Origin of the sequence: Micromonospora sp. NBC_00821 (assembly GCF_036347035.1) — a bacterium.
Taxonomy (GTDB): Bacteria; Actinomycetota; Actinomycetes; order Mycobacteriales; family Micromonosporaceae; genus Micromonospora; species Micromonospora hortensis.
Genome location: NZ_CP108880.1, coordinates 6984965 through 6998826, shown reverse-complemented (window position 1 = coordinate 6998826; position 13862 = coordinate 6984965). Strand labels below are relative to the sequence as shown.

Genomic DNA, 13862 nt, shown 5'->3' with positions numbered 1-13862 from the left:
GTGGGCAACTGTTGGCGGAAATGCTGGTCAGGTTGCGCATTCGGTATGGTGCTCACTCATGAATGGTGAGCAGAATGTACAGCTCGACTCGCTCGATGTGCGCTTGATCGAACTGCTCGCCGAGGAGCCGCGGATCGGGGTGCTGGAGTGCTCCCGGCGGCTCGGGGTGGCCCGGGGCACCGTGCAGGCGAGGCTGGACAAGCTTGTCGAGCGGCGGGTCATCGAGGGCTTCGGCCCCGAGATCGCGCCGGCCGCGATCGGGTTCGGGGTGACCAGCTTCGTCACCCTGGAGATCAGTCAGCGGCACGGCCACGACCCGGTCACCGCTCACCTCGCCGCCATCCCCGAGGTGTTGGAGGCGCACACCATCACCGGCTCCAGCGACCTGCTCTGCCGGATCGTGGCCCGCTCCAACACCGACCTGCAACGGGTCATCGACCAGATCGTGTCGTCCGTCGGCATCACCCGCGCCTCGACGATCATCGCGCTGGCCGAGCAGATCCCCTACCGCACGCTTCCGCTGGTGCGCAGTGCTGTTCGGTCCGAGGGAAGGACGCTGTAACACCTCCGAGCGCAGAAAGCGCGGCGACACGGCGGCGCGGGCGTACGGAAGATCCGTGATCGTGGCTACGGTGTGCGGGTGGCGAAGGGGAGCGTGCGCGGTGGGCTGCTGCTTGGCCTCGCCGTGGTCGTCGCGCTCGCCGCGACAGGCGTGTGGAACCCGTTCCCCGGCCTGTGGGACTGGGTGGACCGCAGCGAACCCATCTCCGAGCCCGACGTGGTCTGGCAGCAACGGGTCGGTGGCACTCCGCGCAGCGTGACAATCGCCGGCGACGCCGTCGTGGTCGAGCAGCGCACCCGGGTCGAGGCTCGCAGCCTGGCCACCGGCGCCCAACTCTGGGAGCGCAAGGCGGACTGGGCGGCGGTCGCCGGCGGCGACCGGGACCCGGTAGTGGCCGTGGGCAAGCTCCTGGTCAAGGGGTACGAGCTGCTCGACCCGACGACGGGGGTGACCCGGCGGCGTGACGATGACGCGGTGGCCGTCTGGACGTACCGCAACCTGCTCCTCGACGCCAGGTGCACGGACGCCACCGACTGCACCCTGAGCGCCTGGGACCCGCGTGGCACGGCGCCGCTCTGGACGGCCTTCCTGCCCGGGGTGCACAGCGGCCTGCTCGCCGACAACCCGGGTTTGCGCGGCACCCGTCGGCTCACCGCCACCCGGATCGACGACGGCGTGGCCGGGGCGGAGGCCGCGCCACCGCTGCTCGGCTTCCCGGTCGACGGTCGGGTCCACGTGGTCGACACCGCCACCGGCCGGGTGCTGCAGAACGTCGAGCCCGGCCGGGAGGAGCGGCTCTCCGTGGTGGGCGGCCGGCTGCTGCGGATCGCCGCCCGCTCCCAGGACGGCACCTGTTACTTCGCCATCTCCGCCCGCGACTCGGCCACCGGGCAGGAAGCCTGGCAGCGGGCCGGGATCAACCTGCGCACCGCCGACTCCGCCGGCTGCGTGCAACGCGAGGACCCGCAGGGTGCGCGGAACGTGCTGATCGGCGTCGCCCCGGACGGCCGCGAGGCGGTCATCGACGGGTACGACGGCCGGCTGCTCTGGGTCGGTGAGCCGGGCACCAAGCTGATCGCGGTGGACGACCGTTCGGCGGTGTTCCGGGCCGCCGACAAACGTTCGGTCATCGCCCGCGAGTTGGGCACCGAGAAGGTGCTCTGGACGCGGCAGGCCAGCGGCAAGGCCGGGGCCGCGCTCACCCCGTACGCGGCGGTGGTGGCCGACGAGAAGCCGTCCCGGCTGGCGGCACTGGACCCACGCACCGGCCGGGAGTTGGCCGCCCTGCGCACCTCGGCGAACGCCCTCGCCGTCGGGTCACAGGGGATGATCATCGGTGAGGGGCGGGAGATCGGGTACGTCCGTTTCGGCGCGTCCGGAAGCTCGCCCACCCGACCGCCCGGCAACGGTGGGAATCCCGGGCCGGGCGGCCCCGGCCCCGGCGGGCCGAACGACGGCGACTGCGGGCCGAAGGGGGAACTCTGCCCCGACCCGGGCGGCGGCAAGGACGGCTGAGCGGGCGGTTCGTCCGAAGATCGGGATGGCGGCCGGGCCCGGCGCGCCCGGTGGATGAGAGCGGCGTCCCAGGACCCGCCCGGCGGGTGGGAGTGATCGACCGGTCTGCCCTAGGCTTGCCGCTCATGAGCAGTGCCGCCGCATTCTCGTACGCCCCTCTGCTGCCAACCGGCCCGGACCAGACGGACTATCGCCTGGTCACCGACGAGGGCGTGGACGTCGTACACGGCCCGGGGGGCCGTCGGTTCCTCACCGTGGAGCCGGCCGCGCTCACCGCGCTGACCGCCGAGGCGATGCACGACATCGCGCACTTCCTGCGCCCCGCACACCTGGCGCAGCTCCGGGCGATCATCGACGACCCGGCCGCCTCGCCGAACGACCGGTTCGTCGCGCTGGACCTGCTGCGCAACGCCAACATCGCCGCCGGCGGTGTCCTGCCGATGTGCCAGGACACCGGCACCGCCATCGTGATGGGCAAACGCGGTCGGCACGTGCTGACCGACGGTGCCGACGCGGAGGCCATCTCCCGGGGCGTCTACCAGGCGTACACCAAGCTCAATCTGCGCTACTCCCAACTCGCTCCCCTGACCATGTGGGACGAGCGGAACACCGGCAGCAACCTGCCCGCCCAGGTAGACCTGTACGCCGAGGACCCGGACGGGCACCCCGACGCGTACAAGTTCCTGTTCATGGCCAAGGGCGGTGGCTCGGCCAACAAGTCGTACCTCTACCAGGAGACGAAAGCGCTGCTCAATCCAACGCGGATGATGCAGTTCCTGGAGGAGAAGCTGCGGCTGATCGGCACCGCCGCCTGTCCGCCGTACCACCTGGCCGTCGTCATCGGCGGCACCTCCGCCGAGTACGCGCTGAAGACCGCGAAGTACGCCAGCGCCAAGTATCTTGACGCGCTGCCCACAACGGGTTCGATGAGCGCGCACGGCTTCCGCGACCTGGAGCTGGAGGCGGAGGTCCTGGAGCTGACCCGCAACTTCGGCATCGGCGCCCAGTTCGGTGGGCGGTACTTCTGCCACGACGTACGGGTGGTCCGGTTGCCCCGGCACGGTGCGTCCTGCCCGGTGGCTATCGCCGTCTCCTGCTCGGCGGACCGCCAGGCCGTCGCCAAGATCACCCCGTCGGGCGTGTGGCTGGAGCGGCTCGAAACCGACCCGGCGCGGTTCCTGCCCGACGTCACCGACGATTCGCTCGACGCCGAGCTGGTGGTCCGGGTCGACCTGAACCGGCCGATGGACGAGATCCGCGCGGAACTGTCGAAGTACCCGGTGAAGACGCGCCTCTCCCTCTCCGGGCCGCTCGTCGTCGCCCGGGACATCGCCCACGCCAAGATCGCCGAGCGGCTGGACGCCGGTGAGCCGATGCCGCAGTACCTGCGTGACCACGCGGTCTACTACGCCGGCCCGGCGAAGACCCCCGAGGGGTACGCGTCCGGCTCGTTCGGCCCGACCACCGCCGGCCGGATGGACGCCTACGTGGAAAAGTTCCAGGCCGCCGGTGGCTCCCAGGTGATGCTGGCCAAGGGCAACCGGTCGGGTCAGGTGACCCGATCCTGCCAGCAGCACGGCGGCTTCTACCTCGGCTCGATCGGCGGCCCCGCGGCCCGCCTCGCCCAGGACTGCATCAAGCACGTCGAGGTGCTCGAATACGCGGAGCTGGGCATGGAGGCCGTCTGGAAGATCGAGGTGGAGGACTTCCCCGCCTTCATCGTGGTCGACGACAAGGGCAACGACTTCTTCGCCGAGGTCACCAAGCCGGTGCTCACCGTCGGCCGCCGCTGACCCCACAGGTACGCGAAAGGGCGCCGGGCGAAGTCGCCCGGCGCCCGTTCTGTCGCCCGTGCTCTGCCGACATCGGTACGCCCGCCCCCTGGGGTGGGACGGGCGCACCGCCCCCGTCGGATGCCGTCACCGACAACTCGGAATGAGTGTGCTGCGCACCGCTGTCGATCCGCTCTCAGATCACTATCGCCTGACCGAGGCGGTCTGTTATCACCGGACTACTCTGCTGGAAGTTGCACCACTGATGCGGGAGAGCAGATGCGGTTCGGGATCCTGGGGCCCCTGCGGGTGGGCGGTGGCGAGTCCACTGTCACCGCCGGACGCGACCGGATCGTGCTCGCCATGCTCTTGTTGCGGGCCGGCCGGCTCGTGCCGGTCGACGAACTGGTCGACGCGGTGTGGGAGGACCGCCCGCCGGCCACCGCCCGAGCGCAGTTGCAGACCTGCGTGTCGCGGTTGCGTCGCCGGTTCACCGAACTCGAGCTGGCACCGGACCTCATCGTCACCGACCCGGCGGGGTACGGGGTGCGTACCGCACCGACCGACCTGGACGCCGAGGTCTTCACCCGGGGTGTGGAGGCGGCCCGATCCGCCGCGACGGCCGGTCGCCTGGTAGACGCGCGTGCCGAATTCCGCGCCGCCTTGGCGTTGTGGCGCGGGCCGGCGCTGGGTGGAATCCCGAGCCGGAGCGTCCGCCGCCGTGCACAGGCACTCGACGAGCAGCGTCTCACCGCGCTGGAGGAGTGCGTCGATGTCGAGCTGCGCCTCGGTCTGGCCGCCGAGCTGATCGGCGAACTCGCCGAAAGTGTCGACCAGCACCCGGTGCGGGAGCGGCTGCGTGGGCAACTGATGCTGGCACTGTCCGCGGTCGGGCGGCAGGCCGACGCGCTCGCCGTCTACCGGGAGGGCCGGCGGTTCTACGCGGATGAGCTGGGCATCGAACCAGGTGCCGAGTTGCAGGAACTGCACCAACGGGTGCTCGCCGGTGACCTGGCCCTGGCCGGTCGGGAAGCGTGGCCGATCGCTCCGGTCCGCTCGCTGCCCCGGGCGATCGGCGACTTCACCGGCCGGCAGCAGACGCTGGCCCGCCTGGTCAAGGAGGTGGAGGCCGGGGCCAGGATCCAGCTCATCGACGGCATGGCGGGCAGCGGCAAGACCACCCTCGCGGTGCACCTCGCCACCGCCCTCGCAGACGACTACCCGGACGCCCAGCTCTACCTCGACCTGCATGGGCACAGCGAGCGCACGCCGTTGACGCCGGCTGCGGCGGTGGCGACGCTGCTGCGGCAACTCGGTGTGCCCGACGAGCGCGTACCGGCGAACCAGGACGACCGGTTGGCGCTCTGGCGCTCCGAGCTGTCCGGCCGGCGGGCCCTGCTGGTGTTGGACAACGCGGCCACCGCCGACCAGGTGACACCCCTGCTGCCCAACGGCTCGCGATGCCTGATCCTGATCACCAGTCGTCGACGGCTGGTCGGGGTGGACGAGGGCCGGCCCTCGTCGCTTCCCGTGCTCGACACCGACGAGGGGGTCGAGCTGCTGGGGCGGGTGGTCGGCATGAACCGGGTGGCAGCCGAGCCGGAGGCCGCCACCGAGGTGGTCCGACGCTGTGGTCACCTGCCTCTCGCCATCCGACTGGCCGGTGCCCGACTGGCACACCGACCCCGTTGGCGGATCGCCGACCTGGCCGAGCGGCTGAGCACCCGACCGGACCCGTTGGCCGAGTTCGAAGCGGGCGAACGGTCCGTCGGTCGAGCCTTCGCCCTGTCGTACGCCCAGGTGTCGCCGGCGGCGCAGCGCGCATTCCGGCTGCTGGGTCTGCACCCGGGGGTACGGTTCGACAACCTGGTCGCGGCCGTACTGGTCGAACTGCCGCTGCCCGAGGTCCAGGACCTGCTCGACGAGTTGGTCGACGCGCACCTGGTGGAGGAGGCGGAGCCCAGCCGCTACCGGTTGCACGACCTGGTCCGGGAGTACGCGCGGACGCTGGTCGCCGAGCCTGAGCGGGCAGGCGAGCGGCGGGACGCCATCGAGCGTCTGCTCGATCACCACCTGCACGTCGCCACGGCGATCGCTCGCGAGAGGGAGCTCTCCTCGACCCAACCGCTGATCTTGGTGACGGTACCGGTTCGGGCTGACCTGGTCACGATCGTCACCGAGCAGGGTCGAACCTGGCTCAACGAGAACCTTGCCCTGTGGCCCGCACTGGTCCGGTTGGCGGAGACCGAGGGGCTTCTCCAGAAGTGCTGGCAGTTGGCGAGGGCGTGCTGGCACGCCCAGTTCGAGAGTGGCCGCCTGGACGAGTTGATCGAGACGCACTCCGCGGGCCTGCGCGCCGCCGAGGAGTTGGGCGACGATCGGGCGGTCGCGACAATGCTCAACTATCTCGCCTCGGCCCACTACCGGTTGGGTGCTTTCCCCGAGTCGATCCGGGTGATGGAAAGGTCGCTGGAGATTTTCCGCCGGCTCGGTCTGCGCCGTGAGTTCCGCAACACCCTTGGCAACCTGGGCACCGCGTACGCCGCCAACTTCGAGTTCCGCCGGGCCCGGGAGTGCTACGACGCTGCCCGCGCGCTGGCGACGCGGCTGCGCGACAAGGAGGCGCTGGCGAACGAGCTCAACAACCTCGCGATGACCCTGCTTCTCTGGGGACGGTTCGACGAGGCGCTGCGCACCGCCCGGCGGCACCTGGGGATCGCCCGCGAGGTCGGCGATCCGCGCCGGATCGGCAACGCCCTCGGGCACCTCGGGATGATCCGGCATCGGATGGGTGACGTGGTGCCGGCCGAGCGGTTGCTGCGGGTGGCGCTGCGCGTCAAGCGAGAGGTGGGCACCCGGTTTGGCGAGGGTGAGGTGTTGAACGAGATCGGGATGATGGAACGGGAGGCTGGCCGTCCGGAACGGGCCGCCGATCTGCACCGTGCGGCACTGGTCGCGATGACCGAGGCGGGGGATCGCATCGCCCAGTGCGGCTCGCGCAACCTGCTGGCCCGAGCCATCCTGGATCAGGGGGACGTGACAAGCGCGCTCGACCTGCATCGTCGGGTGCTCGTCGACGCCACCGGGCTGGGTTCCCCACGCGAGCAGGGCCTAGCGTTGGAGGGCATCGCCCGCTGCGTACGGGCCACCGATCCGGCGGCCGCCCGCGCGCACCTGGAGCGAGCGCTGGCGCTGTTTCGGCAGATCGAGTCGCCGGATCAGCACGAGGTGGAACGGCTGCTCACCGAGTTCGGCTGACGGATCATCTGCGAGTCGGCCACGGGCGCGGCAGGATGGTACGCGTGACGACTCCAGAGGCGACCGGTTACCGCATCGAACGCGACTCGATGGGCGAGGTGGAGGTGCCCGCCGAGGCGCTGTGGCGGGCGCAGACCCAGCGCGCGGTGCAGAATTTCCCGATTTCCGGCCGGGGCCTCGAACCGGCCCAGATCAAGGCCCTCGCCCAGATCAAGGGCGCGGCGGCCGAGGTCAACGGCGAGCTGGGCGTGATCGACGCCAACGTGGCCGCCGCGATCGCCGCCGCCGCCGCGCACGTCGCCGACGGTGGTTACGACGACCAGTTCCCGGTGGACGTGTTCCAGACCGGCTCCGGCACCTCGTCGAACATGAACACCAACGAGGTGATCGCGACCCTGGCCAGCCGGGAACTGGGCTCCCCGGTGCACCCGAACGACCACGTCAACGCCTCCCAGTCGAGCAACGACGTCTTCCCGTCCTCGATCCACCTGGCGGCCACCCAGTTCATCGTCGAAGACCTGCTGCCGTCGCTGGCGCACCTGGCCTCGGCGTTGGAGGCCAAGGCCGCCGAGTTCGAGACGGTGGTCAAGGCCGGGCGTACCCACCTGATGGACGCCACCCCGGTCACCCTCGGTCAGGAGTTCGGTGGGTACGCCGCCCAGGTCCGCTACGGGATCGAACGGCTGGAGGGCGCGCTGCCCCGACTGGCCGAGCTGCCGCTGGGCGGCACCGCCGTCGGCACCGGGATCAACACCCCGCTCGGCTTCGCCGCCGCCGTGATCGACAGGTTGCGTGAGTCGACCGGGTTGCCGCTGAGCGAGGCGCGAAACCACTTCGAGGCGCAGGGCGCGCGGGACGCGCTGGTGGAGACCTCGGGGCAGTTGCGGACCGTGGCGATCGGCCTCTACAAGATCGCCAACGACATCCGCTGGATGGGCTCCGGCCCTCGCGCCGGCCTGCGCGAGCTGCGCATCCCGGACCTCCAGCCCGGCTCGTCGATCATGCCGGGCAAGGTCAATCCGGTGGTCGCCGAGGCGATGCGGCAGGTCTGCGCCCAGGTGATCGGCAACGATGCGACCGTCGGCTTCGCCGGCTCACAGGGCGACTTCGAGCTGAACGTGATGCTCCCGGTGATGGGCCGCAACCTGCTGGAGTCGATCCGGCTGCTCTCCGCGGTGAGCCGGCTCTTCGCCGACCGGCTGGTGGTCGGCCTGGTCGCGGACGCCGAGGTCTGCCTGGCGTACGCCGAGGGCTCACCGTCGATCGTCACCCCACTCAACCGCTACCTGGGGTACGACGAGGCCGCGTCGATCGCCAAGGAGGCGCTGGCCAAGCAGACCTCGATCCGCGAGGTGGTCATCTCCCGGGGGCACGTCGACTCCGGCAAGCTCACCGAGACCCAGCTGGACGAGACGTTGGACCTGCTCCGGATGACCCATCCCTGACCCGTCCTGCCCCGCCCGGCTCGGCCCGCCCTGCCGCAGCCTGCCCTGGTCAGGGTAGGTGCCGTGGTCTCGCCCAACCGAGGAAGCGGGCGAAGAGCGCGGCGGGGTCGGGGCCGTCGTGCGGGTTGAGTCGGTACAGGTCGGCAGCCGCCTCGTGCAGGACGGCGCACAGGTAGATGCTCAACCCGATGCGGTCGTGCGCGTACTCCTGACGCAGGGTGAGTCGGGCGACCGGGCACGGCCAGGGCGCGGCGCAGACCCGGCAGAGCCAGAGCGGGCGCAGCGGCAGGTGCGGTCGGCGTGGTGCCGTCGCGCGGCCGTCCGGGGCGATCCGGGACATGCTGTGGCCTTTCGTTGACCGGACTGCGCCGGGATGTCGCCGGGCTAGGGGTCGCGCCGGACTTGCGTCGGACCTGCGCCACCTGCGCTGCGCCACCTGCGCTGCGCCAGCTGCGCTGCGCCATCTGCGCCGCGCCAGCTGCCCTGCGCCAGATCGTGCTCGATCCTGGATGTAGTGGCTTCCGCACGCCAGGACCCCACTCTTTCCAGGATCGAGCACGATCTTGTGTGGTCGGTCGGGGCTGCCGGCGGGTTCGGTGACCAATGTGGTTGGTCGGGTGGTGGGCGTGGCCGGTCGGGTGGTGGGCGCGGCTGGAATGGTGGGCGTGGTCGGCCCCGGGTGGCCGGCGTGTGCGTGGGCGGGATAGCAGGTGTCGGCGGGTCCGGCAATGTCTTGGGCTGACGCTTTGGACCTGACTCGTTTGTGGCATCGCCTCCGCTTGTCCAGGTGGGTTGCACTCCGGCTGTGGCTCGCTCTGGTCGTGGCGCACTCCGGCCGTGGTCGCGCTGGCTGTGGGTCGCGCTGGCTGTGGGTCGCGCTGGTCGTGGGTCGCGCTGGCTGTGGGTCGCGCTGGCTGTGGGTCGCGCTGGCTGTGGGTCGCGCCGGCTGTGGATGTCTGGTGGGACCGCCCGGCACGGGGGAGCGGGCGGTCCCGTGCGGTACCGGCAGATCCCGGGGGACGGGGAGCGGCGCCGCGCTTCACAGTGTGGTGATCAGGCGACTACGGTCGGAAGGGTTTGGCCGCGTCGTCATAGTCGCCCTGTTTTGGGTGGCACCGCCGCTGGCGGCCGGCTGGAGATGATCGTCGGCGGGGTGGAGGGCGGGCACGGCATGGCCGATGGACAGATGACGGCGGCGGCGTTCCTGATCGCTGAGCTGCGCCGGGCGCGGGTCCGACGTGGCTGGAGTCAGGACGAGCTGGCCAAGGCGGTCAACTACTCGGCGTCGATGGTCAGCGCCGTCGAGCTGGGTCAGCAGCCGCCCACCGCCAAGTACCTGGAACTGGTCGACCGCGCCCTGGACACCGGCGGCCTCTTCGGCCGGATGTCCACCGAACTGGTCAGCCTGGACCGGGCGCAGCCCTGGCTACGCGGCTGGCAGGCGATCTTCGAGCAGGCGCGCACACTCCGGTGGTATGAGCCCCGCTACGTGCCGGGGCTGTTCCAGACGGAGGCCTACGCGCGGGCGGTCTTCGAGGCGGGCGGCCTGCTCGCTCCCGAAGAGGTCGACCGGCGACTGACCGCCCGGATGGAGCGTCAGGAGGTGCTGCACAGCGAGCGTGCGCCGCAGATCGTGGCGGTGCTGGACGAGGCGGTGCTGCGGCGACGGGTGGGCGGGCGAAAGGTGATGCGCGACCAGACGCTGCACCTGGTCGGCATCGCGACCGGGCACCCCCGGGTCCGGTTGCACGTGGTGCCGCGATCGGCCGAGGAGTATCCAGGGCTTGGTGGACAGTTCGCGCTCGCCGTCCTGCCCGATGGCACGGAGGTGGCCTACCTGGACTGTCAGGTCCGCGGCCAGGAACTGGACCAGCCGAAGGATCTGTTGCGGTTGCAGCGGGTCTGGGAGGCTACCTTGGGCGAAGCCCTGCCCCCGCAGGCATCGATCGAGCTGATGAACGAGGTGGCCGAGTCGTGGAGTTGACCGGTGCTCAATGGCGCAAGAGCAGCCGCAGCAACCAGGACGCCAACTGTGTAGAGGTGGCGACGAATCTTGGGGACGTGGTCGGGGTGCGAGACAGTAAGGACTCGGACGGGCCCGTACTCGTTGTCGACGCGTACTCCTGGCGGCTCTTCGTGGTCGCGCCCCCGCGTTGATCCGACCGCCTCGCCCGCGACGGGGGTCGGTCCTGAGCAGGACGGATGATCCGGGCTATGGGTGACGATGGCGCGGCGGTGCCGGCGGGGACCGAGCGGCTGCGGTTGCGGCGGCTGATTATGGGCGACGTGGACGCGCTGGTCGAGTTGGACAGCGACCCCGAGGTGATGCGTTTCCTCACCGGGGGTGTCGCGACCCCGCTGTCCACAGTGCGTGACGAGCAGTTGCCGAGGCTGCTGGCCCAGTACGACAGGTTCCCCGGGTTGGGGCGGTGGGCGGCGCATGATCGGGAGTCCGGCGAGTTCCTGGGTTGGTTCGCGTTGGACCCGTCAGCGGACGGCACCGAGGCCGAGTTGGGCTATCGGCTGCGCCGCTCGACGTGGGGGCGCGGGCTGGCCACCGAGGGGTCGCGGGAGCTGGTCCGGCACGCCTTCGACGTTGTCGGGGTACGTCGGGTCTGGGCCGAGACGATGACTGTCAACGAACGCTCCCGGCGGGTGATGGTGAAGGCCGGGCTGCGCTACGTGCGGACCTTTCACCTGCAGTGGGACGACCCGATCCCGGGCACCGAGCAAGGCGAGGTGGAGTACGAGGTGCGAGCCGAGGAGTGGGCGACCGTCGGTCAGGAGCGGCCGGCGGCCCGGCGGGCGCGGTAGGCGGTCACCGCGGCGCGGTTGCCGCAGCCGGCCTCGCAGAACCGCCGGGACCGGTTGCGGGACAGGTCGACGACGACGTTGTCGCAGTCCGGGTATTCGCAGATCCGCAAACGGCTCAGCTCGCCGGTACGGACGAGGTCGGCCATCGCCATGGCGGCTTCGACCGCGATCCGGGTGGCCAGCGGCGCATCGCGGGGAACGGCGTGCAGGTGGTACGGCTCGTCGTCGTGCTCGATGAGCTGGGGCAGCGCCTTGTGTTCCAGCAGCAGGCCGTTGACCACCGCGACGATCTCGGGTGGTTCGGCGTGCCAGATGCGGCGCAGTTGGGGACGCAGCTCCCGTACGGCGCGCAGCTCGGCCTCGGTGTGCTCGTGCCGGCCGCTGTAGGAGTGGCGGTCGAAGAACGCGTCCAGCGCCGCGATGTCGGGCAGCAGCTCACCGTCCCGACCTGCGGTGTTGACCAGCGCCGCGGCGGCGATCAGCGAACACTCGGTGTCATGAGCGAATAGCAACTTGACTCCTGTCATGGCTTCCGCCTAGCGTCATCAGTACAAGGATAGTTTGCTCATGACACGGTGCCCATTGCGAGGAGCGCGACATGCACTCACGACCTGCTGCCGGCGTCGGACTTGCGCTGCTCTCCGCAGTCACCTTCGCCACCTCCGGCACCTTCGCGCGATCGCTCATCGAGGCCGGCTGGTCAGCCGAGTCCGCGGTGATCGCCCGGGTCGGGGTGGCCGCCCTGGTGCTGGCGATCCCCGCCCTGCTGTCGCTGCGGGGCAAATGGGACGTGCTGCGAGGCAACGCCGCGGCCATCGGCATGTTCGGGCTCCTCGGGGTGGCGCTGGCCCAGGTGTGCTTCTTCAACGCCGTGCGCTACCTGCCCGTCGGTGTCGCGCTGCTGCTGGAATACCTGGGCATCATCCTCGTCGTGGTCTGGATGTGGCTGCGGCACGGGCAGCCACCCCGCCGGCTCACCGTCGCCGGGTCGGTGGCCGCACTCGCCGGGTTGGCGTTCGTGCTCGACCTCGCCGGCACCGCCGACTTCCACCCGGTGGGCGTGCTCTGGGGGCTTGGCGCGGCGTTCGGCCTGGCCGGATACTTCGTGCTCGCCGGCCGGGTCGACCCCCGGCTGCCCTCGGTCGCCATGGCCAGCGGTGGAATGGCCGTCGGCGCCGCCATGCTGCTCCTCGTCGGACTGACCGGCCTGCTGCCGCTGCACGCCACCTTCGGTGAGGTCACCTTCGCCGGGCAACCCACCAGCTGGTTGGTGCCCATCGCCGGGCTGTCGTTGGTGGCCGCCGTCATCGCGTACCTCACCGGCATCGCCGGCACCCGGATCCTCGGGCCCCGCCTGTCGTCGTTCGTCGGGCTGACCGAGGTGCTCTTCGCGGTGCTTATCGCCTGGCTCTTCCTGAACGAGCTGCCCACCGGCTGGCAACTGTTCGGCGGCGCGCTGATCGTCGCCGGCGTCGCCCTGGTACGCCTCGACGAACTGCGCGGGTCGCCCTCGACGCCCGCGCCGGCCACGCCCGAACCCGAACTGGCGCTTGACGGTCGGTGAGGGTTGGCCGGCGGCGTGCTCCTGATGGCTGGCGCGTGCCGGCGGGCGGCGCGCTCCGCGCGGGCGGCGCGCTCCGCGCGGGCGGTGAGAGACTGGGTGCCGTGCTGACCACTGTGGTGTTCGACGCTGACGAGACGCTGTTGGACCTGCGTCCAGCGGTCACGGGCGGGCTGGTGGCGGTCCTCGACGAGATGCGGCGACGTACCTCGGCGGCGGCCGGGGTGACGCTCGCCGAGCTGGAGTCGGACTGGGGTGCCGTCTTCGGTGAACTGAGCGCCGCCCCGGTGGCGGAGATCCGGCGCGCGGCACTGGCCCGGTCGCTGGCCCGCGCCGAACTGGTCAACCACCTGGACGAGATCGCAGACCTCTTCTTCGGTCGCCGGTTCGCCCTGACCCGCCCGTTCCCGGACGTACCACCGGCGCTGGCCACGCTGCGCGGCCGGTACACGCTGGGCTTCGCCACCAACGGCAACAGCCGCGCCGAGCGGTGCGGGCTCGCCGGCGAGTTCGCCTTCGAGCTGTACGCGCACGAAAACGGCCTGCCCAAGAAGCCAGCCCCGGAGTTCTACGCCGCGGTGGTCGCGGCGGCCGGGGCGCCAGCCGACCAGATCGTGTACGTCGGCGACTCGTGGGAGCACGACGTGCTGGCGCCTCGGCGGGCCGGCCTGCGATCGGTGTGGCTGAACCGGCTCCGCCTGCCCCGCCCCCTCGGCTGCCAGCCCGACGCCGAAGTTTCCAGCATGGCCGAGCTGCCAGCCGCGCTGGCGAATCTTGGTGTCGACGCGGTAGGTGTGTAGGTCGAGGTGGCCAGTGGTGTGTCTGTGCGCCGGGTGACTGTGCGGCCTGTGTCGGTGCGGCCCGTATCGGTGCGGCTCGAACTGACGGGATTCACGGCCATAACGGGCGCTCAACTGGCGTAATCCGGATCGTTG

12 protein-coding genes are annotated in these 13862 nt (G+C 71.0%); 10 read left to right on the top strand and 2 right to left on the bottom strand.

What is annotated here, in order from left to right:
• The first annotated feature begins 58 nt into the window (after positions 1 to 58).
• From OHB44_RS32105 to OHB44_RS32085, 5 genes are all read left to right on the top strand, one after another.
• Positions 59 to 562 (top strand): Lrp/AsnC family transcriptional regulator, encoded by a 504-nt coding sequence (locus tag OHB44_RS32105; RefSeq protein ID WP_266304279.1) that lies wholly within the window; start codon positions 59 to 61, stop codon positions 560 to 562.
• 72 nt (positions 563 to 634) lie between these two features.
• Complete coding sequence (locus tag OHB44_RS32100) at positions 635 to 2077, top strand: outer membrane protein assembly factor BamB family protein (RefSeq protein WP_442932639.1); 1443 nt, start codon at positions 635 to 637, stop codon at positions 2075 to 2077.
• A gap of 125 nt (positions 2078 to 2202) precedes the next feature.
• Positions 2203 to 3870 (top strand): fumarate hydratase, encoded by a 1668-nt coding sequence (locus OHB44_RS32095; RefSeq protein ID WP_238686987.1) that lies wholly within the window; start codon positions 2203 to 2205, stop codon positions 3868 to 3870.
• A 258-nt stretch (positions 3871 to 4128) separates the two neighbouring features.
• Positions 4129 to 7107 carry an AfsR/SARP family transcriptional regulator gene (locus OHB44_RS32090; protein WP_330439161.1) on the top strand — a complete coding sequence of 993 codons (2979 nt, stop codon included), beginning with the start codon at positions 4129 to 4131 and terminating at the stop codon, positions 7105 to 7107.
• Positions 7108 to 7142: 35 nt separating this feature from the next.
• Positions 7143 to 8552, top strand: coding sequence for a class II fumarate hydratase (locus OHB44_RS32085; protein WP_208603809.1), 1410 nt, complete (start codon positions 7143 to 7145; stop codon positions 8550 to 8552).
• A gap of 49 nt (positions 8553 to 8601) precedes the next feature.
• Here OHB44_RS32085 and OHB44_RS32080 read toward each other — a convergent pair whose 3' ends face one another.
• Positions 8602 to 8892, bottom strand: a complete 291-nt coding sequence (locus OHB44_RS32080) for a hypothetical protein (RefSeq protein ID WP_330439160.1) — start codon at positions 8890 to 8892, stop codon at positions 8602 to 8604.
• Positions 8893 to 9723: 831 nt separating this feature from the next.
• Here OHB44_RS32080 and OHB44_RS32075 point away from each other — a divergent pair.
• Genes OHB44_RS32075 through OHB44_RS32065 form a run of 3 tightly spaced genes read left to right on the top strand, consistent with a single transcriptional unit; the run spans position 9724 to position 11366 of the window.
• Positions 9724 to 10536, top strand: coding sequence for a helix-turn-helix domain-containing protein (locus OHB44_RS32075; protein WP_238683139.1), 813 nt, complete (start codon positions 9724 to 9726; stop codon positions 10534 to 10536).
• Positions 10527 to 10709 carry a DUF397 domain-containing protein gene (locus OHB44_RS32070; RefSeq protein ID WP_238683033.1) on the top strand — a complete coding sequence of 61 codons (183 nt, stop codon included), beginning with the start codon at positions 10527 to 10529 and terminating at the stop codon, positions 10707 to 10709. The genes OHB44_RS32075 and OHB44_RS32070 overlap by 10 nt, the downstream gene beginning before the upstream one ends.
• Positions 10710 to 10766: 57 nt before the next feature.
• Complete coding sequence (locus OHB44_RS32065; protein WP_330439158.1) at positions 10767 to 11366, top strand: GNAT family N-acetyltransferase; 600 nt, start codon at positions 10767 to 10769, stop codon at positions 11364 to 11366.
• Here the strand turns inward: OHB44_RS32065 and OHB44_RS32060 are convergent.
• The gene (locus OHB44_RS32060) at positions 11333 to 11878 is read right to left on the bottom strand and encodes a CGNR zinc finger domain-containing protein (protein WP_238683035.1); all 546 of its coding nucleotides are present in this window, start codon (positions 11876 to 11878) and stop codon (positions 11333 to 11335) included. The two genes, OHB44_RS32065 and OHB44_RS32060, sit on opposite strands and share 34 nt — an antisense overlap.
• 86 nt (positions 11879 to 11964) lie before the next feature.
• Here OHB44_RS32060 and OHB44_RS32055 point away from each other — a divergent pair, with 86 nt between their 5' ends.
• Together OHB44_RS32055 and OHB44_RS32050 are read left to right on the top strand one after the other, a co-directional pair.
• Complete coding sequence (locus OHB44_RS32055; protein ID WP_266304283.1) at positions 11965 to 12930, top strand: EamA family transporter; 966 nt, start codon at positions 11965 to 11967, stop codon at positions 12928 to 12930.
• Positions 12931 to 13031: 101 nt separating this feature from the next.
• Positions 13032 to 13727: an HAD family hydrolase gene (locus OHB44_RS32050; RefSeq protein WP_238683037.1), complete on the top strand. Its 696-nt coding sequence runs from the start codon at positions 13032 to 13034 to the stop codon at positions 13725 to 13727.
• Positions 13728 to 13862: the final 135 nt, after the last annotated feature.

What these genes read in the sequence shown, in the direction of transcription:
- OHB44_RS32105 (WP_266304279.1), top strand. Translation starts at nt 59, where the DNA reads ATGAATGGTGAGCAGAATGTACAGCTCGACTCGCTCGATGTGCGCTTG.
- OHB44_RS32065 (WP_330439158.1), top strand. Translation starts at nt 10,767, where the DNA reads ATGGGTGACGATGGCGCGGCGGTGCCGGCGGGGACCGAGCGGCTGCGG.
- OHB44_RS32095 (WP_238686987.1), top strand. Translation starts at nt 2,203, where the DNA reads ATGAGCAGTGCCGCCGCATTCTCGTACGCCCCTCTGCTGCCAACCGGC.
- OHB44_RS32090 (WP_330439161.1), top strand. Translation starts at nt 4,129, where the DNA reads ATGCGGTTCGGGATCCTGGGGCCCCTGCGGGTGGGCGGTGGCGAGTCC.
- OHB44_RS32055 (WP_266304283.1), top strand. Translation starts at nt 11,965, where the DNA reads ATGCACTCACGACCTGCTGCCGGCGTCGGACTTGCGCTGCTCTCCGCA.
- OHB44_RS32075 (WP_238683139.1), top strand. Translation starts at nt 9,724, where the DNA reads ATGGCCGATGGACAGATGACGGCGGCGGCGTTCCTGATCGCTGAGCTG.
- OHB44_RS32080 (WP_330439160.1), bottom strand. Translation starts at nt 8,892, where the DNA reads ATGTCCCGGATCGCCCCGGACGGCCGCGCGACGGCACCACGCCGACCG.
- OHB44_RS32085 (WP_208603809.1), top strand. Translation starts at nt 7,143, where the DNA reads ATGGTACGCGTGACGACTCCAGAGGCGACCGGTTACCGCATCGAACGC.